This window comes from Escherichia sp. MOD1-EC7011 (genome assembly GCF_002965005.1).
GTDB lineage: Bacteria > Pseudomonadota > Gammaproteobacteria > Enterobacterales > Enterobacteriaceae > Escherichia > Escherichia ruysiae.
The window spans coordinates 48557-73389 of record NZ_PTRD01000031.1; the positions used below are offsets into that span (position 1 = coordinate 48557).

Consider the following 24833-nt stretch of genomic DNA (forward strand, 5'->3'; position numbering starts at 1 on the left):
TACGCGGCGGTGCCAATGGACGTTTCTTACCTGCTCGAAAGCCTTAATGACAAACAGCGCGAAGCGGTGGCCGCGCCACGCAGCAACCTTCTGGTGCTGGCGGGCGCGGGCAGTGGTAAGACGCGCGTACTGGTGCATCGTATCGCCTGGCTGATGAGCGTGGAAAACTGCTCGCCGTACTCGATTATGGCGGTGACGTTTACCAACAAAGCGGCGGCGGAAATGCGTCATCGTATCGGGCAACTGATGGGCACCAGCCAGGGCGGCATGTGGGTCGGTACTTTCCACGGGCTGGCGCACCGCCTGCTACGTGCGCACCATATGGACGCCAATCTACCGCAGGATTTTCAGATCCTCGATAGCGAAGACCAATTGCGTCTGCTTAAGCGTTTGATCAAGGCGATGAACCTCGATGAGAAGCAGTGGCCGCCGCGTCAGGCAATGTGGTACATCAACAGCCAGAAAGATGAAGGGCTGCGCCCGCATCATATTCAAAGCTACGGTAATCCGGTGGAGCAGACCTGGCAGAAGGTTTATCAGGCGTATCAGGAAGCGTGTGACCGCGCAGGCCTGGTGGACTTCGCCGAACTATTGCTTCGCGCCCACGAACTGTGGCTTAACAAGCCACATATCCTTCAACACTACCGCGAACGTTTTACCAACATTCTGGTGGATGAATTCCAGGATACCAACAACATTCAGTACGCGTGGATCCGTCTGCTGGCGGGCGATACCGGCAAAGTGATGATTGTTGGTGATGACGACCAGTCAATCTACGGCTGGCGTGGGGCGCAGGTAGAGAATATTCAGCGTTTCCTCAATGATTTCCCCGGTGCCGAAACTATTCGTCTGGAGCAGAACTACCGCTCAACCAGCAACATTCTGAGCGCCGCCAACGCCCTGATTGAAAACAACAACGGGCGTCTGGGTAAAAAACTGTGGACTGATGGCGCGGACGGTGAGCCGATTTCCCTCTATTGCGCCTTTAACGAACTCGACGAAGCGCGTTTTGTCGTTAACCGCATCAAAACCTGGCAGGACAACGGCGGGGCGCTCGCTGAGTGCGCCATTCTCTACCGTAGCAACGCCCAGTCGCGTGTACTGGAAGAAGCCTTATTGCAGGCCAGTATGCCGTATCGTATTTATGGCGGTATGCGCTTCTTCGAACGTCAGGAAATCAAAGATGCGCTCTCGTATCTGCGCCTGATCGCCAACCGTAACGATGACGCGGCATTTGAGCGCGTGGTCAATACGCCAACGCGTGGTATTGGTGACCGGACGCTGGACGTAGTGCGCCAGACATCGCGCGATCGCCAGTTAACTCTCTGGCAGGCGTGTCGTGAACTGTTGCAGGAAAAAGCCCTCGCCGGACGTGCTGCCAGCGCCTTGCAGCGGTTTATGGAACTGATTGACGCCTTAGCGCAAGAAACTGCCGATATGCCGCTGCATGTACAGACTGACCGGGTAATTAAAGACTCCGGCCTGCGCACCATGTACGAGCAGGAGAAAGGCGAAAAAGGCCAGACGCGTATCGAAAACTTAGAGGAACTGGTGACGGCAACGCGCCAGTTCAGCTACAACGAAGAAGACGAAGATTTAATGCCGCTACAGGCGTTCCTCTCCCATGCGGCGCTCGAAGCAGGTGAAGGGCAGGCGGATACCTGGCAGGATGCGGTACAGCTGATGACGCTGCACTCGGCAAAAGGCCTGGAGTTCCCGCAGGTGTTTATTGTCGGTATGGAAGAGGGCATGTTCCCAAGCCAGATGTCGCTGGATGAAGGCGGGCGTCTGGAAGAAGAACGCCGTCTGGCCTACGTTGGTGTAACCCGTGCGATGCAGAAACTGACGCTGACCTACGCGGAAACCCGCCGTCTGTATGGCAAAGAAGTTTACCATCGCCCGTCGCGATTTATTGGCGAGCTGCCGGAAGAGTGTGTGGAAGAGGTGCGCCTGCGCGCCACGGTAAGCCGCCCGGTTAGCCATCAGCGCATGGGTACGCCGATGGTTGAGAACGACAGCGGCTACAAGCTCGGCCAGCGCGTGCGCCACGCTAAGTTTGGTGAAGGCACTATCGTCAATATGGAAGGCAGTGGCGAACATAGCCGTTTGCAGGTGGCATTCCAGGGCCAGGGAATCAAATGGCTGGTGGCAGCTTACGCCCGGCTGGAGACGGTGTAATTTACGATCACGTTGCCGGATGCGGTGCTGCGCACCTTATCCGGCCTACGAGAATTGCACCCGGTAGGCCGGATAAGGCGTTTACGCCGCATCCGGCATCAGCACCATATTTAGTATCTGACACAAAACTATCATTCTAACCTTTCCGCTCGACGGAAATCATGGTAACAAAAGGATAGCGTTGCCACGGAATTGCCCAGCCTTTCATATACATATGTGAAATCGTGCCATCAAGATAAAGCAGCTGCTCTACGTCCAGTTTCGCTTTGGCATAGCAGGCAAAATCATAAAAATTTGTCGCCTGCTGGCTAAGTAAAAACACGGCGTTCCCTTGTTTATTAATCCCTACTCCATTACGAATTTTGCGCGAGGCAACATTCGGGTGAATACGTGTATTTATGACCCCGTTTTCTAACAACATTGGCCCTGACTGCACCGCAAACTGAATTTCTTTACTTGCTTTAAATTCATCCAGAAGAACGATGCCGAATTTATCTCCCGCGACATAAAACACGCCGCCAGGACGGATAAAGAAGTTCCCTTCCCCTGAGGCGAGATTTAGCGCCACCTTCTGCTGACCGTTTTCGATGTACAAACCAAGCGGCGCATAGCTTTCATCATAGATGCCGCCGTTCATCACCATCTGAACCTGATCCTGACTATTAACATCAGCCAGCAGCGAATGTAACGTTCCCCACGCTTCGCCATTGGCTTTTTGCCAGTACATTTTCACCCGTTCGGTTTGAGGATTAACGGTATACGCCTGCACGGTCAGCGTCGGATCTGAGAGTGCGCAATCATCAGCGGCAACAGCAAATAAGGGGAGTAAGACGAGGGCGGGTAAAATCCGTTTGAGATTCAAGGTGATCATTCCTTTACCAATGAGTAGCCGATGCGCCATTATAGGTCCTGGATGTGTGATTTTTTTATCCTGTTAACGACCTTGACGAGTACCAAAAAGCGCGAAGTTCAACTATTGTTCTGTGGTGTTCCGTTGCGTGTTGACGGCAAAATTTTGCTGGCGTAACATGCGCGCACGATCACTCTAAGAGGACATTCGCCTTGGACACACCCAGTAGATACTGGCTCATTATCCTGTCATCCAGGATCAACTCCTAAGGCTATCCCTTTTTGCTGATAGCCTTAGCGGTTGTCAGCGACCTCAATTTTTCCCGTCGCGCTGAGTCAGGCTGTTTAATGGTCTGAAACCCAATTTGTTTCTGTGTGCCCACCGAACTGTCCGATATTTTAAGCATTGGGAGTCCCGGTCATGCTGAGCGCATTTCAACTGGAAAATAACCGACTGACCCGGCTGGAAGTCGAAGAGTCACAACCCCTTGTAGATGCAGTATGGATTGATCTTGTCGAACCGGATGACGACGAGCGACTGCGCGTACAATCTGAACTTGGTCAGAGCCTGGCAACTCGCCCGGAACTGGAAGACATCGAAGCATCGGCGCGTTTCTTTGAAGACGATGATGGCCTGCATATTCACTCCTTCTTCTTCTTTGAAGATGCGGAAGATCACGCCGGTAACTCCACTGTGGCATTTACTATCCGCGATGGTCGCCTGTTTACCCTGCGTGAGCGCGAGCTGCCTGCATTCCGTCTGTATCGTATGCGCGCCCGTAGCCAGTCAATGGTTGACGGTAACGCCTACGAGCTGCTGCTGGATCTGTTCGAAACCAAAATCGAACAGCTGGCGGATGAAATTGAAAACATCTACAGCGATCTGGAGCAGTTGAGCCGGGTAATTATGGAGGGGCATCAGGGCGATGAGTACGACGAGGCGCTCTCCACGCTGGCGGAACTGGAAGATATCGGCTGGAAAGTTCGTCTGTGTCTGATGGATACCCAGCGCGCGCTCAACTTCCTGGTGCGCAAGGCGCGTTTACCTGGCGGGCAACTGGAGCAGGCGCGTGAAATTCTGCGAGATATCGAATCCCTGCTGCCGCATAACGAATCCCTGTTCCAGAAGGTGAACTTCCTGATGCAGGCGGCGATGGGCTTTATCAACATCGAGCAGAACCGCATCATCAAAATCTTCTCGGTGGTATCCGTCGTGTTCCTGCCGCCAACACTGGTCGCTTCCAGCTACGGGATGAACTTTGAGTTTATGCCGGAACTGAAGTGGAGCTTCGGCTACCCAGGCGCGATTATCTTTATGATCCTTGCAGGCCTGGCACCGTATCTGTACTTTAAGCGGAAGAACTGGCTGTAACTATACGATGTCGCTGTGAGTAAGTTAGTGTGCTGACAGCGACACTTTAGCCGAGGGAATCGCAGATAACATAATTGTAGTGAATAATATCCATGCCACGTTGAGTTGGGCGCTTAATGAATCACATCTCACCCCTTCAATTGCAGCAGAGATAATAGAAAAAAGTGTCAAACCCAATGAAATCAATACGAAGTAGATTGCCTTACATCCTGTATCTCTTATTCTTTTAGCTCCGATGTTGATATTCACATACGTATTAGTGGTGACCAGAATGAAACTCAAAGCCAGGTTGATATCATTCAAGGTTATTAATATTGTCCATGATGTTAATGTGTAGATTATGAACTGCAAACGTGATAAACGCTCAAGCCTGGATAGGTATAATATATTTTTAATACATGATTTAAACATTTTTATATTGTTTTGTATATGATTGGTTTAAGTGTATATACATTATTTAGAACATATAGCTTGCTATATCTATGCAATAGGGCAGCCTTTGTATTGATAACTATACAATAGTAATTTAGAGTGTGTAAGTTTTTATTGAGTGGAACCATATTTAATTAAATAATATTTGTTTATATAAATAATATTTTTAGTGAATGGATTCTATATGGGAAATGGTAATTTTTGGCAGTTGTTCTTGGGTAAAGAGCCTTACAGCACAAAAGCAGATTTTGTTAAGGCATGGTTATTGTGGTGGGTTATCACTCTCCTCATTCTATTTATTTTAAGTCTGGCAACGACATTAAACTTAAAAAGTATAGGCTTAGGGTTATGCTTTGGATTTTGTCAAATAATAGGAAGATATACGACTTCTCTTGGATTGAGTAAGTTCTGGGGGTGTTAGGTATATTTCCAATAACAAATGTTGTTCTTTTTGTTATCTTATTGTTTCTCAAAAAAAGATAGTTAAACCACTGGGTAGACCCATTAAAATGGATCTACCCAAATGAATTTATTAACTTTTTCGACGCTGCGTATAAATTGCATCCATCACAAAAATTGCCAGCGCCACCCAAATAAAGGCGAAGGTCACCATTTTATCTGCCCCCGGTGTTTCACCATAAAACGTCACTGCCAGCAGGAACATCAGCGTCGGGCCAATATACTGGAAAAAGCCTAACGTTGAGAGACGCAAGCGCGTGGCAGCGGCGGTGAAACACAACAGCGGTACGGTAGTGACAATACCGGCGGCGATCAGCAGTAAATTTAGCGACATCGGGTTTTGCCCCATATGGCTGGTTGAGCTGTCGGCAATAGCAAACAGGTAAATCGCCGCCACGGGCAGCAACCACATGGTTTCAATTAACATGCCGGTTTGTGCTTCTACCGCAATCTTCTTGCGCACCAGGCCGTAGAAGGCAAAACTAAATGCCAGTCCCAGCGCGATGATTGGCAGCGAACCAAAAGTCCAGAGCTGGACCAGCACACCACAAATCGCCAGAATCACTGCCAGCCATTGCATCCGGCGGAATCGCTCGCCGAGGAAAATCATCCCCAGCAATATATTCACCAGTGGATTAATAAAGTATCCAAGGCTGGCCTCCAGCATATGGTGATTGTTCACTGCCCAGATAAACAGTAACCAGTTGCCACCAATTAGCACAGCAGAGACTGCCAGCATAAATATTTTCTTCGGCGTCTGAATCAGGGTTTTTAAATAGGACCACTGGCGGCTGATGCTCATCAACACCACCATAAAGAAAAACGACCAGATTACACGATGCGTCAGGATCTCATCAGCAGGTACGTAATAAATCAGTTTGAAGTACGCAGGTGCAATACCCCAAATAAAATAAGCGGCAAGAGCGAGTAATACGCCCTGCCGCGTTTGTTTTGTATCCATTGGAAAACTCATTTTTTGTTGTTAATTGCAGTTTACCTGCTCAGATGGCTGACAAAGTGCGCTTTGTTCATGCCTTACCCAACCTACAAAAGAATGCAAATTCAATACATTGCATTTCTCTGGTAGACCAGATAAGCGTAGCGCATCAGGCAATTTGCGTTTGTCATCAGTTTAAGCAGTTTACCTGCTTTTAGATTTTCAACCTACCATATAGGTGGCGGTAGCACTGGCAATATAAAGCTGTTCTTCATTGTGCAGTTCGACACGGGCGACGGCGACTTTATTACCCGCACGTAACAGGCTACTGGTGGCTGTAAAACGCTCACCCCGGCCTGGACGCAGATAATCGACGCGAAGATCTATGGTTCCCATCCGCGATAGCCGCTGGCGCAGTTCATCTTCATTAATGGTTTCGTGACGCGTTAAAGTGCTGCCTACACATACCAGGCCAGCGGCGACATCCAGCGCCGACGCAATCACCCCGCCGTGCAAAATACTTTGCGCCCAGTTACCGACCATCATTGGCTGATTATTAAAGGCCAGCTGCGCAAATTCTTTTTCGTAACGCTCCAGTTCCATCCCCAATGCCCGGTTAAACGGCATGTGATAGACAAACATTTCACCCACTAATTTCAGGGCTTGTTCAGCAGTCAGTACGGCAGACATATCATCCTTACACTTCAATAGTTAATGAAATGTTGATTTTATGCTTCTTTGTTGTTGGTTTCTACTTTAGGAAGGGATAACTAACGGCAATTGAGTTAAGTATGTAGAATAGCCTGCAGAAATATTCATCTAATCAATAATTCGTCACGGAGAACATGACCGATGCGGACTCTTCTGGGCTGGTTGTTGCCTGTATATATGCTGCCGCTGGCGGTACATGCACAAGAGGCAACGGTGAAAGAGGTGCATGATGCGCCTGTTGTGCGCGGTAGTATTATCGCCAATATGTTGCAGGAACATGATAATCCTTTCACCCTTTATCCTTATGACACCAACTACATCATCTATACCCAGACCAGCGATCTGAATAAAGAAGCGATTGCCAGTTACGACTGGGCAGAAAACGCGCGTAAGGATGAAGTAAAGTTCCAGTTAAGTCTGGCGTTTCCGCTTTGGCGTGGGATTTTGGGAGCAAACTCTGTACTGGGTGCGTCTTACACCCAGAAATCCTGGTGGCAGCTTTCTAATAGCGAAGAGTCATCGCCGTTTCGTGAAACTAATTACGAACCGCAATTATTCCTCGGTTTTGCTACCGATTACCGCTTTGCTGGCTGGACACTGCGCGATGTGGAAATGGGCTACAACCACGATTCAAACGGGCGATCTGACCCGACGTCCCGTAGCTGGAACCGTATCTATACCCGCCTGATGGCAGAAAACGGCAACTGGCTGGTGGAAGTCAAACCGTGGTATGTAGTGGGTAATACAGACGATAACCCGGATATCACCAAATATATGGGGTACTACCAGCTTAAAATCGGCTACCACCTGGGTGATGCCGTATTGAGCGCGAAAGGACAGTACAACTGGAACACCGGTTACGGTGGTGCGGAGTTAGGCTTAAGTTACCCGATTACCAAACATGTGCGACTTTATACCCAAGTCTACAGCGGTTACGGCGAATCGCTCATCGACTATAACTTTAACCAGACCCGCGTCGGTGTGGGGGTTATGCTAAACGACTTGTTTTGATGAACGGTTGAGTGGTTGGCAAATCTGGAATCCAGCATCCAGTATTACCCTCTCAGAAACTAAAAGCATTGCAGTTTCTTGCGCAGGCGCTGAAAATAGCGCCTGTTTTTATTTCAGGCAATTGGGGTGAATGTGGCGCAGGCGGAAGTGTTGAATCTGGAGTTCGGAGCTAAACAGGTTTTACAAGAAACCTTTGGCTACCAACAGTTTCGCCCCGGTCAGGAAGAAATTATCGACACCGTACTTTCCGGTCGCGATTGCCTCGTCGTCATGCCAACTGGCGGCGGAAAATCCCTGTGCTATCAAATCCCTGCGTTGTTATTGAACGGTCTTACTGTCGTTGTTTCACCGCTAATTTCGTTGATGAAAGATCAGGTGGATCAACTGCAAGCCAACGGTGTGGCGGCGGCGTGCCTTAACTCGACGCAGAACCGCGAGCAGCAGCTTGAAGTGATGACAGGCTGCCGTACCGGGCAAATTCGCCTGCTATATATCGCGCCGGAACGCCTGATGCTGGATAACTTCCTTGAGCATCTGGCGCACTGGAATCCTGTCTTATTAGCCGTTGATGAAGCGCATTGTATTTCCCAATGGGGTCACGATTTCCGCCCGGAATATGCCGCGCTCGGCCAGTTGCGCCAGCGTTTCCCGACGTTGCCGTTTATGGCGTTAACCGCTACTGCCGATGACACCACGCGGCAAGATATCGTGCGCCTGCTGGGGCTTAATGATCCGCTGATCCAAATCAGTAGTTTTGACCGCCCGAATATTCGCTACATGTTGATGGAGAAATTTAAACCACTCGATCAACTGATGCGTTACGTTCAGGAACAACGCGGTAAGTCGGGGATTATTTACTGCAATAGCCGTGCGAAAGTAGAAGACACCGCTGCGCGCCTGCAAGGTCGGGGTATTAGCGCAGCGGCGTATCACGCAGGGCTGGAAAACGATGTCCGTGCCGACGTGCAGGAAAAATTCCAGCGTGATGACCTGCAAATTGTGGTGGCTACCGTGGCCTTCGGCATGGGAATCAATAAGCCTAACGTTCGCTTCGTGGTGCACTTTGATATTCCGCGCAATATTGAATCCTACTATCAGGAAACAGGTCGCGCCGGGCGTGACGGCCTGCCAGCGGAAGCGATGCTGTTTTACGATCCGGCAGATATGGCGTGGTTGCGCCGCTGTCTGGAAGAAAAGCCGCAGGGGCAACTACAGGATATCGAGCGCCATAAACTGAATGCGATGGGCGCGTTTGCCGAAGCGCAAACCTGTCGTCGTCTGGTACTGCTGAACTACTTTGGCGAAGGGCGTCAGGAACCGTGTGGGAACTGCGATATCTGCCTCGATCCGCCGAAACAATACGATGGTTCAACCGATGCGCAGATTGCGCTTTCTACCATTGGTCGTGTGAATCAGCGGTTTGGTATGGGCTATGTGGTGGAAGTGATCCGTGGTGCTAATAATCAGCGTATCCGCGACTATGGCCATGACAAACTGAAAGTTTACGGCATGGGTCGTGATAAAAGTCATGAACACTGGGTGAGCGTGATCCGCCAACTGATTCACCTCGGTCTGGTGACGCAAAATATCGCCCAGCATTCTGCGCTACAACTGACAGAGGCCGCGCGTCCGGTGCTGCGTGGCGAATCCTCTTTGCAACTCGCCGTGCCGCGTATTGTGGCACTCAAACCGAAAGCGATGCAGAAATCCTTCGGCGGCAATTACGATCGCAAACTGTTCGCCAAATTACGCAAACTGCGTAAATCGATTGCCGATGAAAGCAATGTCCCGCCGTACGTGGTGTTTAACGACGCTACCTTGATTGAGATGGCTGAACAGATGCCGATCACCGCCAGCGAAATGTTGAGTGTAAACGGTGTCGGGATGCGCAAGCTGGAACGCTTTGGTAAACCGTTTATGACGCTGATCCGCGCTCATGTCGACGGCGATGACGAAGAGTAGTCAACGGCATAAAAAAGTGCCAGGATGAACATTCCGTAAACGTTTTCCCCGCGAGTCAAATGTATGTTGATGTTATTTCTCACCGTTGCCATGGTGCACATTGTGGCGCTTATGAGCCCCGGCCCCGATTTCTTTTTTGTCTCTCAGACCGCCGTTAGTCGTTCCCGTAAAGAAGCGATGATGGGCGTGCTGGGCATTACCTGCGGCGTAATGGTCTGGGCAGGAATCGCGCTGCTTGGCCTGCATCTGATTATCGAAAAAATGGCCTGGCTGCATACGCTAATTATGGTTGGCGGTGGTCTGTATCTTTGCTGGATGGGTTACCAGATGCTGCGCGGTGCGCTGAAAAAAGAGGCTGTTTCTGCGCCTGCGCCACAGGTGGAACTGGCGAAAAGCGGACGCAGTTTCCTGAAAGGCTTGCTGACCAATCTCGCCAATCCGAAAGCGATTATCTACTTTGGCTCGGTGTTCTCGCTGTTTGTCGGCGATAACGTCGGCACCACCGAACGCTGGGGCATTTTCGCGCTGATTATTGTCGAAACGCTGGCGTGGTTTACCGTTGTTGCCAGCCTGTTTGCGCTACCGCAAATGCGCAGGGGTTATCAACGTCTGGCGAAGTGGATCGACGGTTTTGCCGGAGCGTTATTTGCCGGATTTGGCATTCATTTGATTATTTCGCGTTGATGCCAGACGCATCATCAGAGTTGGTCGGATAAGGCGTTTACGCCGCATCCGACATTATTTTCAGGCATGTCTTGCCGATGCCAACAGCGCCCCCACCAGCATAAACAGCGAGCCGAATATCTTATTCAGCGCCTTCATCTGTTTCGGCCCTTTAATCCAGAGTGCGATTCGTTGGGCGAGGGTGGCGTAACCGATCATCACAATAATATCGACCACAATAGTGGTGACGCCGAGCACGATATACTGCATCAGTTGCGGCTGTTGCGGCATGATGAATTGCGGAAATAGCGCCGCCAGAAACACAATACTTTTGGGATTAGTAAGATTCACAAACACTGACCGCTGGAACAGGTGGCGGCGCGATTGGGTAGGCGTCAGCGATTTAAGATCAATTGCACCAGCGGCGCGCCACTGCTGTATTCCCAGCCAAATCAGATAAGCCGCGCCCGCCCACTTCAACACTTCAAACGCAATCACTGAGCGGGAAAACAGCGTCCCCAAACCTACGCCAACCAGCACAATATGAATCGCCAGTCCGGTCTGAAGCCCTGCAATAGACGCCACCGCGCCGCGATAACCGTGGTTGAGCGAAGTGGTCATGGTGTTGATTGCGCCAGAGCCTGGCGAGAGGCTTAAAATGATCGATGTCAGTAAGTAGGCGAACCACCATTCAAAGGTCATGGGAATCTCCCGGATAGTCTATTTTTGTGCCACAATACGCTACTGTCGCAGCGTTGTGTCAGGCACGCTTAAAAAAACGATTTTACGTGGTTTAAGAGGCAGATTACCCGATGTTTCAGCAGCAAAAAGACTGGGAAACAAGAGAAAAAGCGTTTGCTGCTTTTACGATGGGGCCACTGACTGACTTCTGGCGTCAGCGGGACGAAGCAGAGTTTATCGGCGTGGATGACATTCCGGTGCGTTTTGTCCGCTTTCGCGCTCAACATGATCGGGTGGTCGTCATTTGTCCGGGGCGTATTGAGAGCTATGTAAAGTATGCGGAGCTGGCCTACGACCTGTTCCATCTGGGGTTTGATGTGTTAATCATCGACCATCGCGGTCAGGGGCGTTCCGGTCGGCTGTTAGCCGATCCGCATCTTGGTCATGTTAATCGCTTTAATGATTATGTTGATGATCTGGCGGCGTTCTGGCAACAAGAAGTTCAGCCTGGTCCGTGGCGTAAACGCTATATACTGGCGCACTCGATGGGCGGTGCAATCTCCACGCTGTTTCTGCAACGTCACCCCGGCGTATGCGATGCCATTGCGCTAACTGCGCCAATGTTTGGGATTGTGATTCGTATGCCATCATTTATGGCGCGGAAGATCCTTAACTGGGCAGAAGCGCATCCACGTTTTCGTGATGGCTATGCGATTGGCACCGGGCGCTGGCGCGCGCTGCCGTTTACCATCAATGTACTGACCCACAGCAGGCAACGATATCGACGTAATTTACGTTTCTATGCTGATGACCCAACGATTCGCGTCGGTGGGCCGACCTACCATTGGGTACGCGAAAGTATTCTGGCCGGCGAACAGGTGTTAGCCGGTGCGGGTGATGACGCCACGCCAACGCTTCTCTTGCAGGCTGAAGAGGAACGCGTGGTGGATAACCGTATGCACGACCGTTTTTGTGAACTCCGCGCCGCAGCGGGTCATCCTGTAGAAGGGGAGCGACCGCTGGTAATTAAAGGTGCGTACCATGAGATCCTTTTTGAAAAGGACGCAATGCGCTCAGTCGCGCTCCACGCCATCGTTGAATTTTTCAACCGGCATAACTCACCCAGCGGAAATCGCTCTATAGAGGTTTAAATTTCTTATGTATCAGGTTGTTGCGTCTGATTTAGATGGTACGTTACTTTCTCCCGACCATACGTTATCCCCTTACGCCAAAGAAACCCTGAAACTGCTCACCGCGCGTGGCATCAACTTTGTGTTTGCGACGGGTCGCCACCACGTCGACGTGGGGCAAATTCGCGATAATCTGGAGATTAAGTCTTACATGATTACCTCCAATGGCGCGCGCGTGCACGATCTGGATGGTAATCTGATTTTCGCGCATAACCTGGATCATGACATTGCCAGCGACCTGTTTGGCGTGGTCAACGACAACCCGGACATCATTACTAATGTTTATCGTGATGATGAATGGTTTATGAATCGCCACCGTCCGGAGGAGATGCGCTTTTTTAAAGAAGCAGTATTTCAATATGCGCTGTATGAGCCGGGTTTGCTGGAGCCGGAAGGCGTCAGCAAAGTGTTCTTCACCTGCGACTCCCATGAAAAATTGTTACCGCTGGAGCAAGCAATCAATGCTCGCTGGGGCGATCGCGTCAACGTCAGTTTCTCTACTTTGACTTGTCTGGAAGTGATGGCTGGCGGCGTTTCTAAAGGTCATGCGCTGGAAGCGGTGGCGAAGAAATTGGGCTACAGTCTGAAGGATTGCATTGCGTTTGGTGACGGGATGAACGACGCCGAAATGCTGTCGATGGCGGGGAAAGGCTGCATTATGGGCAGTGCGCACCAGCGCCTGAAAGATCTGCATCCGGAGCTGGAAGTGATTGGCACTAACGCCGAAGACGCGGTGCCGCATTATCTGCGTAAGCTCTATTTATCGTAATCGTTCTTTATTTGGTCAGTTGTCAACCTAATACTTCGCTACAATGGATACTCGTTAATCAAAGAGTTTTCCATTGTGGCGCTACTTATCATCACCACGATTCTGTGGGCCTTCTCCTTTAGCTTTTATGGCGAGTACCTTGCGGGGCACGTCGACAGCTATTTTTCGGTGCTGGTACGCGTTGGTCTGGCGGCACTCGTTTTTCTGCCGTTTCTGCGTACCCGTGGCAATAGCCTGAAAACCATTGGCCTGTATATGCTGGTGGGCGCGATGCAACTTGGCATTATGTATATGCTGAGTTTCCGCGCCTATCTCTACCTGACGGTCTCTGAACTGCTGCTGTTTACCGTGCTGACGCCGCTCTACATCACGCTGATTTATGACATTATGAGCAGACGTCGTCTGCGCTGGGGCTATGCCTTTAGCGCCTTGCTGGCGGTGATTGGTGCCGGGATTATTCGCTATGATCAGGTCACCGACCATTTCTGGACTGGCTTGTTGCTGGTGCAACTCTCCAATATCACTTTTGCCATCGGCATGGTGGGTTACAAACGCCTGATGGAAACTCGCCCGATGCCGCAGCATAACGCCTTTGCGTGGTTCTATCTTGGCGCGTTCCTGGTGGCGGTAATTGCATGGTTCTTGCTGGGCAATACGCAGAAAATGCCGGAAACAACGCTGCAATGGAGCATTCTGGTATTTCTTGGCGTGGTGGCTTCAGGGATTGGCTACTTTATGTGGAACTACGGCGCGACGCAGGTGGACGCCGGAACGCTCGGCATTATGAACAATATGCACGTTCCGGCAGGGCTGCTGGTTAACCTGGCTATCTGGCACCAACAGCCGCACTGGTCAACGTTTATTACAGGCGCGCTGGTGATCCTGGCCTCACTGTGGGTGCATCGGAAGTGGGTCGCTCCGCGCTCTTTACAAACGGCAGATGATCGCAGGCGTGATTGCGTGCCGAGCGAATAAACGCTTCTGTCACTGGCTGACGCTGCTCGCCATCGCGCACGGCGGCGTATAGTCGGCTCCACAGGCCTTCGCCCAGGGTTTTGGTCACCACCAGACCCTGGCGCTCAAAACTCTCCACCACCCAATGCGGCAGAGCGGCAATACCCATCCGCGCGGCAACCATCTGAATCAACAATAAGGTGTTATCGACGCTTTTCAGTGACGGGCTGACGCCTGCCGGCTGAAGAAAATGGCGCCAGACATCCAGTCGGCTGCGCTGCACCGGATAAATCAGCAGCGTTTCGCTGGCGAGATCTTCCGGTGTGATTCGCGTTTTCGCCGCCAGTGGGTGGTCAGGTGCTAACACCAGACGCACCTCATAATCGAACATCGGCGAATAATGCAGGCCACTGCGCGGCAGAATATCGGAGGTCATCACCAGATCCAGCTCGCCCTGCTGCAACGCAGGCTGCGGGTCAAACGTTACGCCTGATTTAAAATCCATCTCGACCTGCGGCCAGTTCTTATGGAAATTTTCTAACGCGGGTGTCAGCCACTGAATACAGCTATGGCACTCAATGGCAATACGCAGGCGCGTTTGCTGCGGTTCATTGCAGGCTTGCAGTGCCTGACTGATTTGCGGCAGTACCTGGTTTGCCAGTTGCAACAGGATTTCTCCCTGCGGCGTAAAACGTAGCGGCTGGCTTTTACGCACAAATAGCCGGAAGCCAAGGCGTTGTTCCAGATCGCTAAACTGGTGAGACAGGGCGGATTGCGTCTGATGCAACGTCGCCGCAGCGGCTGCGAGCGAGCCGCAATTCCGCAACGCTTGTAGCGTTTTCAGGTGTTTTACTTCGATCATGAAAGTCCTTCACTTCGGCATGAATAATTTGCGCTTGAGGAATATACAGTAACCGCCAATTATGGATGTGTAAACATCTGGACGGCTAAATACTAAAAATTCCATAAGGGGCATATAATGACAATTCTTAATCACACCCTCGGTTTCCCTCGCGTTGGCCTGCGTCGCGAGCTGAAAAAAGCGCAAGAAAGTTATTGGGCGGGGAACTCCACGCGTGAAGAATTACTGGCAGTAGGGCGTGAATTGCGTGCTCGTCACTGGGATCAACAAAAGCAGGCGGGTATCGACCTGCTGCCGGTGGGCGATTTTGCCTGGTACGATCATGTTCTGACCACCAGCCTGCTGCTGGGTAACGTTCCGGCGCGTCATCAGAATAAAGACGGTTCGGTGGATATCGACACCCTGTTCCGTATTGGTCGCGGTCGTGCGCCAACAGGTGAACCTGCGGCGGCGGCAGAAATGACCAAATGGTTTAACACCAACTATCACTACATGGTGCCGGAATTCGTTAAAGGCCAACAGTTCAAACTGACCTGGACGCAGCTGCTGGATGAAGTAGACGAGGCGCTGGCGTTGGGTCACAAGGTGAAACCTGTGCTTCTGGGGCCGGTTACCTATCTGTGGCTGGGGAAAGTGAAAGGTGAACAGTTTGACCGCCTGAGCCTGCTGAACGATATTCTGCCGGTTTATCAGCAGGTTCTGGCAGAACTGGCAAAACGCGGTATTGAGTGGGTACAGATTGACGAACCGGCGCTGGTGCTGGAACTGCCGCAGGCGTGGCTGGACGCATATAAACCTGCTTACGATGCGCTCCAGGGCCAGGTGAAACTGCTGCTGACCACCTATTTTGAAGGCGTAACGCCAAACCTCGACACGATTACGGCGCTGCCTGTTCAGGGTCTGCATGTCGACCTCGTTCATGGCAAAGATGATGTAGCAGAACTGCACAAGCGCCTGCCTTCTGACTGGCTGCTGTCTGCCGGACTGGTCAATGGTCGTAACGTCTGGCGCGCCGATCTCACCGAGAAATATGCACAAATTAAAGACATTGTCGGCAAACGTGATTTGTGGGTGGCATCTTCCTGCTCGCTGCTGCATAGCCCTATCGACCTGAGCGTGGAAACGCGTCTTGATGCAGAAGTGAAAAGCTGGTTTGCCTTCGCTCTGCAAAAATGCCATGAACTGGCGCTGCTGCGCGATGCGCTGAACAGTGGTGACACGGCAGCTCTGGCAGAGTGGAGTGCCCCGATTCAGGCGCGTCGTCACTCTACCCGCGTACATAATCCGGCGGTAGAAAAGCGTCTGGCGGCGATTACCGCCCAGGACAGCCAGCGTGCGAACGTTTATGAAGTGCGTGCTGAAGCCCAGCGTGCGCGTTTTAAACTGCCAGCCTGGCCGACCACCACGATTGGTTCCTTCCCGCAAACCACGGAAATTCGTACCCTGCGTCTGGATTTCAAAAAGGGTAATCTCGACGCCAACAACTACCGCACGGGTATTGCGGAACATATCAAGCAGGCCATTGTTGAGCAGGAGCGTTTAGGTCTGGATGTGCTGGTGCATGGTGAGGCTGAGCGTAATGACATGGTGGAATACTTTGGTGAGCACCTCGACGGTTTTGTCTTTACGCAAAACGGTTGGGTACAGAGCTACGGTTCCCGCTGCGTGAAGCCACCGATTGTTATTGGTGACGTTAGCCGCCCGGCACCGATCACCGTGGAGTGGGCGAAGTATGCGCAATCGCTGACCGACAAACCGGTAAAAGGGATGCTGACCGGCCCGGTGACCATTCTTTGCTGGTCGTTCCCGCGCGAAGATGTCAGTCGTGAAACCATCGCCAAACAGATTGCGCTGGCGCTGCGTGATGAAGTGGCCGATCTGGAAGCCGCTGGAATTGGTATCATTCAGATTGACGAACCGGCACTGCGCGAAGGGTTACCGCTGCGTCGTAGTGACTGGGACGCCTATCTCCAGTGGGGCGTGGAAGCTTTCCGTATCAACGCCGCCGTGGCGAAGGATGAAACGCAGATCCACACTCACATGTGTTATTGCGAGTTCAACGACATCATGGATTCGATTGCGGCGCTGGATGCTGACGTCATCACTATCGAAACCTCGCGTTCCGACATGGAGTTGCTGGAGTCATTCGAAGAGTTTGATTATCCGAATGAAATCGGTCCAGGCGTCTATGACATTCACTCGCCAAACGTACCGAGCGTGGAATGGATTGAAGCCCTGCTGAAGAAAGCGGCAAAACGCATTCCGGCAGAGCGCCTGTGGGTCAACCCGGACTGTGGCCTGAAAACGCGCGGCTGGCCAGAAACCCGCGCGGCACTGGCGAACATGGTGCAGGCGGCGCAGAATTTGCGTCGGGGATAAACTCCAAACCGGGTGGTAATACCACCCGGTCTTTTCTCATTACAGCGACTTCTTCCCACCGTACTGCTTAAACCATTCCAGCATACGCTGCCAACCGTCTTTCGCAGACTCGGCATGATAGCTCGGGCGATAATCGGCGTTAAACGCATGACCGGCATCCGGGTACACGATAATCTCCGCTTTCGCGTTTGCTGCCCGCAGCGCCTGACGCATGGTTTCGACGCTCTCCTGCGGAATGCTGTTATCCTGACCACCATATAAGCCGAGAACCGGCGCGTTAAGATCGGTTGCGATATCAACAGGTTGTTTCGGTGAATTCAGCGACTTATCGCCCGTCAGTTTGCCGTACCACGCCACTGCGGCTTTTAGCTGTGGATTGTGCGCGGCATACAGCCAGGTGATACGTCCACCCCAGCAGAATCCGGTGATCATTAAACGATGAACATCGCCGCCGTTGCGGGACGCCCAACTGGCGACATGATCGAGATCGGCCAGCACCTGTGAGTCAGGCACTTTTGCTACCAGACCGCTTAGCAACGTGGGAATATCGGCGAAATCATTCGGATCACCTTCGCGGAAGTAGAGTTCTGGTGCGATAGCCAGATACCCCTCTAGCGCCAGACGGCGACAAATGTCACGGATATGTTCATGCACGCCAAAAATTTCCTGCACTACAATGACCACTGGTAGTGGGCCATCGCTCTGTTTTGGACGGGCATGATAAGCAGGCATGTTATCCCCTTGTGAAGGGATAGAGGTGGACCCTGCCACAATCGCATCGTCCGGAGTCTGAACGATGGTCGAGGCGAGGGGGGATGCAGCAGGTGCAAATCCAGAGTGTTGTGTTGTTGTCATGGTATTCTCCGTACCCTTATAAAAATTTTGCGCAATGTTAACTATAGTCAGCGTGCAACAATTCACATTGCCTCAAATGGCTCATCTTTTAAGCGGCCTTACTGACTTAAGAGTAAATTATGTGATTTAAGTCACTTTTGATGAGTAAATGTATGCAACACATTTGCATCATAGTGATGACTATCACGAAAAAATCTTAATCCCTTCGGTAAAGTACCTTTTTGCTTCTTCTGACTAAACCGATTCACAGAGGAGTTGTATATGTCCAAGTCTGATGTTTTTCATCTCGGCCTCACTAAAAACGATTTACAAGGGGCTACGCTTGCCATCGTCCCTGGCGACCCGGATCGTGTGGAAAAGATCGCCGCGCTGATGGATAAGCCGGTTAAGCTGGCATCTCACCGCGAATTCACCACCTGGCGTGCAGAGCTGGATGGTAAACCTGTTATTGTCTGCTCTACCGGTATCGGCGGCCCGTCTACTTCTATTGCCGTTGAAGAACTGGCACAGCTGGGCATTCGCACCTTCCTGCGTATCGGTACAACTGGCGCTATTCAGCCGCATATTAATGTTGGTGATGTACTGGTTACCACGGCGTCTGTTCGTCTGGATGGCGCGAGCCTGCACTTCGCACCGCTGGAGTTCCCGGCTGTCGCTGATTTCGAATGTACGACTGCGCTGGTTGAAGCAGCGAAATCCATTGGCGCGACGACTCACGTTGGCGTGACTGCTTCTTCTGATACCTTCTATCCAGGTCAGGAACGTTACGATACTTACTCTGGTCGCGTAGTCCGTCACTTTAAAGGTTCTATGGAAGAGTGGCAGGCGATGGGCGTGATGAACTATGAAATGGAATCTGCGACTCTGCTGACCATGTGTGCAAGCCAGGGCCTGCGTGCTGGTATGGTGGCGGGCGTTATCGTTAACCGTACCCAGCAAGAGATCCCGAATGCTGAGACGATGAAACAAACTGAAAGCCATGCGGTGAAAATCGTGGTGGAAGCGGCGCGCCGTCTGTTGTAATTCTCTTCTCCTGTCTGAAGGCCGACGCGTTCGGCCTTTTGTATTTTTGCGTAGCGCCTCGCAGGAAATGCCTTTCCAACTGGACGTTTGTACAGCACAATTCTATTTTGTGCGGGTAAGTTGTTGCGTCAGGAGGCTTTGTGGATTTCTCAATCATTGTTTATGCCATTATTGCGCTGGTCAGTGTGACCATCGGCTGGCTGTTTGCCAGTTATCAGCACGCGCAGCAAAAAGCCGAGCAATTAGCTGAACGTGAAGAGATGGTCGCGGAGTTAAGCGCGGCAAAACAACAAATTACCCAAAGCGAGCACTGGCGCGCAGAGTGTGAATTGCTCAATAACGAAGTGCGCAGCCTGCAAAGTATTAACACCTCTCTGGAGGCTGATCTGCGTGAAGTGACCACGCGGATGGAGGCCGCACAGCAACACGCTGACGATAAAATTCGCCAGATGATTAACAGCGAGCAGCGTTTGAGCGAGCAATTTGAAAACCTCGCCAACCGTATTTTTGAGCACAGCAATCGCCGGGTTGATGAGCAAAACCGTCAGAGTCTGAACAGCCTGTTGTCGCCGCTACGTGAACAACTGGACGGTTTCCGCCGTCAGGTTCAGGACAGCTTCGGTAAAGAAGCACAAGAACGCCATACCCTGACCCACGAAATTCGCAATCTCCAGCAGCTCAACGCGCAAATGGCCCAAGAGGCAATCAACCTGACGCGTGCGCTGAAAGGTGACAATAAAACCCAGGGCAACTGGGGCGAAGTGGTATTGACGCGCGTGCTGGAGGCTTCCGGTCTGCGCGAAGGGTATGAATATGAAACCCAGGTCAGCATCGAAAATGACGCCCGCTCGCGGATGCAGCCGGATGTCATCGTGCGGCTACCGCAGGGGAAAGATGTGGTGATCGACGCCAAAATGACGCTGGTCGCCTATGAACGCTACTTCAATGCAGAAGACGACTACACTCGCGAAAGCGCATTGCAGGAGCATATCGCGTCGGTGCGTAACCATATCCGCTTGCTGGGGCGTAAAGATTATCAACAGCTACCAGGGCTAAGAACGCTGGATTACGTGCTGATGTTTATCCCCGTCGAACCTGCGTTTTTACTGGCGCTTGATCGCCAGCCGGAGCTGATAACAGAAGCGTTGAAAAACAATATCATGCTGGTTAGCCCGACCACGCTGCTGGTGGCGTTGCGTACTATCGCCAACCTGTGGCGTTATGAGCATCAAAGTCGCAACGCCCAGCAAATCGCCGATCGCGCCAGCAAGCTGTACGACAAGATGCGTTTGTTTGTCGATGATATGTCAGCGATCGGTCAAAGTCTGGACAAAGCGCAGGATAACTATCGTCAGGCAATGAAAAAACTCTCTTCAGGTCGCGGAAATGTGCTGGCGCAGGCAGAAGCGTTTCGCGGTTTAGGGGTAGAAATTAAACGCGAGATTAATCCGGATTTGGCTGAACAGGCGGTGAGTCAGGATGAAGAGTATCGACTGCGGTCGGTTCCGGGGCAGCCGAATGATGAAGCTTATCAACGCGATGATGAATATAATCAGCAGTCGCGCTAGCCCATTGGGGGTAGTTACGCCGGGTAGAAATCTAGGGCATCGACGCCCAATCTGTTACACTTCTGGAACAATTTTTTGATGAGCAGGCATTGAGATGGTGGATAAGTCACAAGAAACGACGCACTTTGGTTTTCAGACCGTCGCGAAAGAGCAAAAAGCGGATATGGTCGCCCACGTTTTCCATTCCGTGGCATCGAAATACGATGTCATGAATGATTTGATGTCATTTGGTATTCATCGTTTGTGGAAGCGATTCACGATCGATTGCAGCGGCGTACGCCGTGGGCAGACTGTGCTGGATCTGGCTGGCGGCACCGGCGACCTGACAGCGAAATTCTCCCGCCTGGTCGGTGAAACTGGCAAGGTAGTCCTCGCCGATATCAATGAATCCATGCTCAAAATGGGGCGCGAGAAACTGCGTAATATCGGCGTGATTGGCAACGTTGAGTATGTTCAGGCGAACGCCGAGGCGCTGCCGTTCCCGGATAACACCTTTGATTGCATCACCATTTCGTTTGGTCTGCGTAACGTCACCGATAAAGATAAAGCACTGCGTTCAATGTATCGCGTGCTGAAACCCGGCGGCCGCCTGCTGGTGCTTGAGTTCTCGAAACCGATTATCGAACCATTAAGCAAAGCTTATGACGCTTACTCCTTCCATGTTCTGCCGCGTATTGGCTCGCTGGTCGCGAATGACGCCGACAGCTACCGTTATCTGGCTGAATCCATCCGTATGCATCCCGATCAGGATACTCTGAAAGCTATGATGCAAGATGCCGGATTCGAAAGTGTCGATTATTACAACCTGACGGCTGGCGTTGTGGCGCTGCATCGTGGTTATAAGTTCTGACAGGAGACCGGAAATGCCTTTTAAACCTTTAGTGACGGCAGGAATCGAAAGTCTGCTCAACACCTTCCTGTATCGCTCACCCGCGCTGAAAACCGCCCGGTCGCGTCTGCTGGGTAAAGTATTGCGCGTGGAGGTAAAAGGCTTTTCGACATCGTTGATTCTGGTGTTCAGCGAACGTCAGGTCGATGTACTGGGAGAATGGGCAGGCGATGCTGACTGCACTGTTATCGCTTATGCCAGCGTGTTGCCGAAACTTCGCGATCGCCAGCAGCTTGCTGCACTGATTCGCAGTGGTGAGCTGGAAGTGCAGGGCGATATTCAGGTGGTGCAAAACTTTGTTGCGCTGGCAGATCTGGCGGAGTTCGACCCTGCTGAACTGCTGGCACCTTATACGGGTGATATCGCCGCCGAAGGCATCAGCAAAGCCCTGCGTGGTGGCGCGAAGTTCCTGCATCACGGTATTAAACGCCAGCAACGCTACGTGGCTGAAGCCATTACTGAAGAGTGGCGTATGGCACCTGGTCCGCTTGAAGTGGCCTGGTTTGCGGAAGAGACATCCGCCGTTGAACGTGCTGTCGATGCGCTAACCAAACGGCTGGAAAAACTGGAGGCAGTTTAATGACGCCAGGTGAAGTACGGCGCCTGTATTTCATCATTCGCACTTTTTTAAGTTACGGACTTGATGAACTGATCCCTAAAATGCGTATCACTTTGCCGTTGCGGTTATGGCGATACTCGTTATTCTGGATGCCGAATCGGCATAAAGACAAACCATTAGGTGAACGACTGCGACTGGCGCTGCAAGAACTGGGTCCGGTATGGATCAAGTTTGGACAGATGCTATCGACCCGCCGTGACCTTTTTCCGCCGCATATTGCTGACCAACTGGCGCTCTTGCAGGATAAAGTCGCGCCTTTTGACGGCGAACTGGCGAAAGCACAAATTGAAGCGGCGATGGGCGGTCTGCCGGTGGAAGCGTGGTTTGATGATTTTGACATTAAGCCGCTGGCATCGGCTTCCGTTGCACAGGTACATACTGCGCGGCTGAAATCGAATGGCAAAGAGGTGGTGATTAAAGTCATTCGCCCGGATATTTTGCCGGTCATAAAAGCGGATCTGAAACTCATCTATCGTCTGGCGCGTTGGGTGCCGCGTTTACTGCCGGATGGTCGCCGTCTGCGTCCAACCGAAGTGGTGCGCGAGTACGAAAAGACGTTGATTGATGAACTGAATTTGCTGCGGGAATCTGCCAACGCCATTCAGCTTCGGCGTAATTTCGAAAATAGCCCGATGCTCTACATCCCGGAGGTTTACCCTGACTATTGCAGTGAAGGGATGATGGTGATGGAGCGCATTTACGGCATTCCGGTGTCTGATGTTGCGACGCTGGAGAAAAACGGCACCAACATGAAATTGCTGGCAGAACGCGGCGTGCAGGTGTTCTTCACTCAGGTCTTTCGCGACAGCTTTTTCCATGCCGATATGCACCCTGGCAATATCTTCGTAAGCTATGAACACCCGGAAAACCCGAAATATATCGGCATTGATTGCGGGATTGTTGGCTCGCTAAACAAAGAAGATAAACGCTATCTGGCAGAAAACTTTATCGCCTTCTTTAACCGCGATTATCGCAAAGTGGCAGAGCTGCACGTTGATTCTGGCTGGGTGCCGCCAGATACCAACGTTGAAGAGTTCGAATTTGCTATTCGTACTGTCTGTGAACCAATCTTTGAGAAACCCCTGGCCGAAATTTCGTTTGGACATGTGCTGTTAAATCTGTTTAATACGGCGCGTCGCTTCAATATGGAAGTACAGCCGCAACTGGTGTTACTCCAGAAAACCTTGCTCTACATCGAAGGGGTAGGACGCCAGCTTTATCCGCAGCTCGATTTATGGAAAACGGCGAAGCCTTTCCTGGAGTCGTGGATTAAAGATCAGGTCGGTATTCCTGCGCTGGTGAGAGCATTTAAAGAAAAAGCGCCGTTCTGGGTCGAAAAAATGCCAGAACTGCCTGAACTGGTTTACGACAGTTTGCGCCAGGGCAAGTATTTACAGCACAGTGTTGATAAGATTGCCCGCGAGCTTCAGTCAAATCATGTACGTCAGGGACAATCGCGTTATTTTCTTGGAATTGGCGCGACGTTAGTATTAAGCGGCACATTCTTGTTGGTCAACCGACCTGAATGGGGGCTGATGCCCGGCTGGTTAATGGCAGGTGGTTTGATCGCCTGGTTTGTCGGTTGGCGCAAAACACGCTGATTTTTTCATCGCTCAAGGCGGGCCGTGTAACGTATAATGCGGCCTTGTTTAATCATCATCTACCACAGAGGAACATGTATGGGTGGTATCAGTATTTGGCAGTTATTGATTATTGCCGTCATCGTTGTACTGCTTTTTGGCACCAAAAAGCTCGGCTCCATCGGTTCCGATCTTGGTGCGTCGATCAAAGGCTTTAAAAAAGCAATGAGCGATGATGAACCAAAGCAGGATAAAACCAGTCAGGATGCTGATTTTACTGCGAAAACTATCGCCGATAAGCAGGCGGATACGAATCAGGAACAGGCTAAAACAGAAGACGCAAAGCGCCACGATAAAGAGCAGGTGTAATCCGTGTTTGATATCGGTTTTAGCGAACTGCTATTGGTGTTCATCATCGGCCTCGTCGTTCTGGGGCCGCAACGACTGCCTGTGGCGGTAAAAACGGTAGCGGGCTGGATTCGCGCGTTGCGTTCACTGGCGACAACGGTGCAGAACGAACTGACTCAGGAGTTAAAACTCCAGGAGTTTCAGGACAGCCTGAAAAAGGTTGAAAAGGCAAGCCTGACCAACCTGACGCCTGAACTGAAAGCGTCAATGGATGAACTGCGCCAGGCTGCGGAATCGATGAAGCGTTCCTATGTTGCAAACGATCCTGAAAAGGCGAGCGATGAAGCGCACACCATCCATAACCCGGTGGTGAAAGATAATGAAGCTGCGCATGAGGGAGTAACCCCTGCCTCTGCACAAACGCAGGCCAGTTCGCCGGAACAGAAGCCAGAAACCACGCCAGAGCCGGTGGTAAAACCTGCTGCGGACGCTGAACCAAAAACCGCTGCACCTTCCCCTTCGTCGAGTGATAAACCGTAAAC

At 51.5% G+C, this 24833-nt stretch carries 23 protein-coding genes and 1 pseudogene; 18 read left to right on the forward strand and 6 right to left on the reverse strand.

The features are described from left to right. Positions 1 to 15 precede the first annotated feature (15 nt). A complete protein-coding gene (gene uvrD, locus A7098_RS16315) occupies positions 16 to 2178 on the forward strand; it encodes a DNA helicase II (RefSeq protein ID WP_000383446.1) in 2163 nt (720 codons plus the stop codon). A gap of 136 nt (positions 2179 to 2314) precedes the next feature. On the opposite strand, the gene A7098_RS16320 is transcribed toward uvrD, so the two are convergent. Next, positions 2315 to 3079, reverse strand: coding sequence for a phosphodiester glycosidase family protein (locus A7098_RS16320; protein ID WP_105281098.1), 765 nt, complete (start codon positions 3077 to 3079; stop codon positions 2315 to 2317). Positions 3080 to 3240: 161 nt separating this feature from the next. Here A7098_RS16320 and ysgD point away from each other — a divergent pair, with 161 nt between their 5' ends. The 3 genes and pseudogenes from ysgD (at position 3241) to A7098_RS24260 (ending at position 5314) form a co-directional block, all read left to right on the forward strand. Further along, a complete protein-coding gene (gene ysgD / locus A7098_RS24255; RefSeq protein ID WP_212723238.1) occupies positions 3241 to 3297 on the forward strand; it encodes a YsgD/CorL family protein in 57 nt (18 codons plus the stop codon). Between the two features lie 151 nt (positions 3298 to 3448). Then, positions 3449 to 4399 (forward strand): magnesium/cobalt transporter CorA, encoded by a 951-nt coding sequence (gene corA, locus A7098_RS16325; RefSeq protein ID WP_000947145.1) that lies wholly within the window; start codon positions 3449 to 3451, stop codon positions 4397 to 4399. Between the two features lie 616 nt (positions 4400 to 5015). Further along, positions 5016 to 5314 (forward strand): annotated as a pseudogene (locus A7098_RS24260) (hypothetical protein). A 49-nt stretch (positions 5315 to 5363) separates the two neighbouring features. Here the strand turns inward: A7098_RS24260 and rarD are convergent. After that, positions 5364 to 6251 (reverse strand): EamA family transporter RarD, encoded by an 888-nt coding sequence (gene rarD, locus A7098_RS16340; protein ID WP_105281099.1) that lies wholly within the window; start codon positions 6249 to 6251, stop codon positions 5364 to 5366. Between the two features lie 198 nt (positions 6252 to 6449). Further along, positions 6450 to 6917 carry an acyl-CoA thioesterase YigI gene (gene yigI / locus A7098_RS16345; RefSeq protein WP_001277144.1) on the reverse strand — a complete coding sequence of 156 codons (468 nt, stop codon included), beginning with the start codon at positions 6915 to 6917 and terminating at the stop codon, positions 6450 to 6452. Between the two features lie 162 nt (positions 6918 to 7079). On the opposite strand from yigI, the gene pldA reads away from it, so the two are divergent. The 3 genes from pldA to rhtC all read left to right on the forward strand — a co-directional run bounded on the left by pldA (position 7080) and on the right by rhtC (position 10595). Continuing rightward, entirely contained in the window at positions 7080 to 7949 is an 870-nt protein-coding gene (pldA, locus tag A7098_RS16350; protein ID WP_001259600.1) for a phospholipase A, read from the forward strand. A gap of 132 nt (positions 7950 to 8081) precedes the next feature. Further along, complete coding sequence (gene recQ / locus A7098_RS16355) at positions 8082 to 9911, forward strand: ATP-dependent DNA helicase RecQ (protein WP_105281112.1); 1830 nt, start codon at positions 8082 to 8084, stop codon at positions 9909 to 9911. A 63-nt stretch (positions 9912 to 9974) separates the two neighbouring features. Further along, the gene (gene rhtC, locus A7098_RS16360) at positions 9975 to 10595 is read left to right on the forward strand and encodes a threonine export protein RhtC (RefSeq protein ID WP_000928829.1); all 621 of its coding nucleotides are present in this window, start codon (positions 9975 to 9977) and stop codon (positions 10593 to 10595) included. Positions 10596 to 10655: 60 nt separating this feature from the next. Here the strand turns inward: rhtC and rhtB are convergent, their stop codons facing one another. After that, entirely contained in the window at positions 10656 to 11276 is a 621-nt protein-coding gene (gene rhtB / locus A7098_RS16365) for a homoserine/homoserine lactone efflux protein (RefSeq protein WP_000142514.1), read from the reverse strand. A gap of 110 nt (positions 11277 to 11386) precedes the next feature. Between rhtB and pldB the strand changes: the two genes are divergently transcribed. From pldB to bioP, 3 genes are all read left to right on the forward strand, one after another. Next, positions 11387 to 12406: a lysophospholipase L2 gene (gene pldB / locus A7098_RS16370; RefSeq protein ID WP_105281100.1), complete on the forward strand. Its 1020-nt coding sequence runs from the start codon at positions 11387 to 11389 to the stop codon at positions 12404 to 12406. 7 nt (positions 12407 to 12413) lie between these two features. Next, positions 12414 to 13214 carry a sugar/pyridoxal phosphate phosphatase YigL gene (yigL, locus tag A7098_RS16375; protein WP_105281101.1) on the forward strand — a complete coding sequence of 267 codons (801 nt, stop codon included), beginning with the start codon at positions 12414 to 12416 and terminating at the stop codon, positions 13212 to 13214. 75 nt (positions 13215 to 13289) lie between these two features. Continuing rightward, positions 13290 to 14189 carry a biotin transporter gene (gene bioP / locus A7098_RS16380; RefSeq protein ID WP_105281102.1) on the forward strand — a complete coding sequence of 300 codons (900 nt, stop codon included), beginning with the start codon at positions 13290 to 13292 and terminating at the stop codon, positions 14187 to 14189. On the opposite strand, the gene metR is transcribed toward bioP, so the two are convergent. Then, positions 14077 to 15030, reverse strand: a complete 954-nt coding sequence (gene metR / locus A7098_RS16385; RefSeq protein ID WP_000573620.1) for an HTH-type transcriptional regulator MetR — start codon at positions 15028 to 15030, stop codon at positions 14077 to 14079. The genes bioP and metR overlap by 113 nt on opposite strands. 117 nt (positions 15031 to 15147) lie before the next feature. Here metR and metE point away from each other — a divergent pair, with 117 nt between their 5' ends. Then, positions 15148 to 17409, forward strand: a complete 2262-nt coding sequence (gene metE, locus A7098_RS16390) for a 5-methyltetrahydropteroyltriglutamate--homocysteine S-methyltransferase (RefSeq protein WP_032226925.1) — start codon at positions 15148 to 15150, stop codon at positions 17407 to 17409. Positions 17410 to 17448: 39 nt separating this feature from the next. Here the strand turns inward: metE and A7098_RS16395 are convergent, their stop codons facing one another. Then, a complete protein-coding gene (locus A7098_RS16395; RefSeq protein WP_105281103.1) occupies positions 17449 to 18264 on the reverse strand; it encodes a dienelactone hydrolase family protein in 816 nt (271 codons plus the stop codon). A gap of 261 nt (positions 18265 to 18525) precedes the next feature. On the opposite strand from A7098_RS16395, the gene udp reads away from it, so the two are divergent. From udp to tatB, 7 genes are all read left to right on the forward strand, one after another. Continuing rightward, on the forward strand, positions 18526 to 19287 hold the full coding sequence (gene udp / locus A7098_RS16400) for a uridine phosphorylase (RefSeq protein ID WP_000045177.1): 762 nt from the start codon (positions 18526 to 18528) through the stop codon (positions 19285 to 19287). Between the two features lie 140 nt (positions 19288 to 19427). Then, positions 19428 to 20855 (forward strand): DNA recombination protein RmuC, encoded by a 1428-nt coding sequence (rmuC, locus tag A7098_RS16405; protein ID WP_105281104.1) that lies wholly within the window; start codon positions 19428 to 19430, stop codon positions 20853 to 20855. A gap of 94 nt (positions 20856 to 20949) precedes the next feature. Then, the gene (gene ubiE, locus A7098_RS16410; RefSeq protein ID WP_000227958.1) at positions 20950 to 21705 is read left to right on the forward strand and encodes a bifunctional demethylmenaquinone methyltransferase/2-methoxy-6-polyprenyl-1,4-benzoquinol methylase UbiE; all 756 of its coding nucleotides are present in this window, start codon (positions 20950 to 20952) and stop codon (positions 21703 to 21705) included. A gap of 13 nt (positions 21706 to 21718) precedes the next feature. Then, the gene (gene ubiJ, locus A7098_RS16415) at positions 21719 to 22324 is read left to right on the forward strand and encodes a ubiquinone biosynthesis protein UbiJ (protein WP_001116106.1); all 606 of its coding nucleotides are present in this window, start codon (positions 21719 to 21721) and stop codon (positions 22322 to 22324) included. Continuing rightward, on the forward strand, positions 22324 to 23964 hold the full coding sequence (ubiB, locus tag A7098_RS16420; RefSeq protein ID WP_105281105.1) for a ubiquinone biosynthesis regulatory protein kinase UbiB: 1641 nt from the start codon (positions 22324 to 22326) through the stop codon (positions 23962 to 23964). The genes ubiJ and ubiB overlap by 1 nt, the downstream gene beginning before the upstream one ends. Before the next feature lie 78 nt (positions 23965 to 24042). Continuing rightward, positions 24043 to 24312 (forward strand): Sec-independent protein translocase subunit TatA, encoded by a 270-nt coding sequence (gene tatA / locus A7098_RS16425; protein WP_001295260.1) that lies wholly within the window; start codon positions 24043 to 24045, stop codon positions 24310 to 24312. A 3-nt stretch (positions 24313 to 24315) separates the two neighbouring features. Continuing rightward, positions 24316 to 24831: a Sec-independent protein translocase protein TatB gene (gene tatB, locus A7098_RS16430; RefSeq protein ID WP_000459598.1), complete on the forward strand. Its 516-nt coding sequence runs from the start codon at positions 24316 to 24318 to the stop codon at positions 24829 to 24831. Positions 24832 to 24833 lie beyond the last annotated feature (2 nt).